The organism is Methylobacterium sp. WL103, from assembly GCF_008039885.1.
Classification (GTDB): Bacteria; Pseudomonadota; Alphaproteobacteria; order Rhizobiales; family Beijerinckiaceae; genus Methylobacterium; species Methylobacterium cerastii.
In genome coordinates, this window is record NZ_VRUX01001122.1 from 1 (window position 1) to 750 (window position 750).

Annotated in this window: 1 protein-coding gene and 1 pseudogene; one reads left to right on the top strand and one right to left on the bottom strand. The window is 70.9% G+C overall.

Going from position 1 to position 750, the window contains the following annotated elements; translation table 11 throughout:
* Window positions 1-233: pantoate--beta-alanine ligase (locus FV222_RS28175; protein ID WP_187277525.1), on the top strand; the 233-nt coding region annotated here is incomplete at its 5' end.
* Window positions 234-530: 297 nt separating this feature from the next.
* On the opposite strand, the pseudogene FV222_RS28180 reads toward FV222_RS28175, so the two are convergent.
* Window positions 531-750 (bottom strand): annotated as a pseudogene (locus FV222_RS28180) (esterase); the annotation flags it as partial.

The window sequence follows — 750 nt, forward strand, 5'->3', positions numbered from 1 at the left end:
CGCTCCACGCGGTGCTGTCGCGGATCGCGGCGGAGGCGCGGGACGGCGCAGAGACGGCGCCTGCCATCTCGCAGGGTGTCGCCGCCCTGGAGGCGGCAGGGTTCTCGGTGCAGTACCTCGCGGTCTGCGATGCGCAGACGCTGGCGCCGCTCGCCCGGGTCGACGGCCCTGCCCGCGTGCTCGCCGCCGCCTACCTCGGCAAGACGCGGCTCATCGACAACGTCCCGGTCTGATACGATTTCCGGTGGATTAGCTCGGTGAGCACCGCGCCCGTTTTCCCGGACGGGTGAAGCGTCAGCGGAACCCGATCCGAGACCCAGCAGAAGGCATCGCGAAGCGTCGAAACCTTGCGCCGTTCGGATCGAGCCGCTGACGCGGCCCTTGATGATGCCGGGTCCCGGATCACCTTCCGCCGACGCTCCGGGCGTCCGGGAAAACGTCGCGCCGGCGAAGCCATCGATCGGAAACCGTATGAACGATGGATGCCGAACGAGAGGGCGCAGGCCGTCGACGACCCGCGCCCCCTGCCCTCAAAACCCCTTGGGATGCGCGGCGAAGAAGTCGAGCATGGCGCGCGAGGCGTCGGGCCCCTGCGGGTCGGTGAAGCTGCCAGCCCGGTCCCCACCCGACCAGGCGTGGCCAGCGCCACGAACCCGCCAATCCTCCAGCAACACTCGGCCCGCCGCGTCCGCGTAGCGCGTGCGGGTGTAGGGGCGGCCGTCGCCGTCGAAACGCTCGCGCGCCATGCTC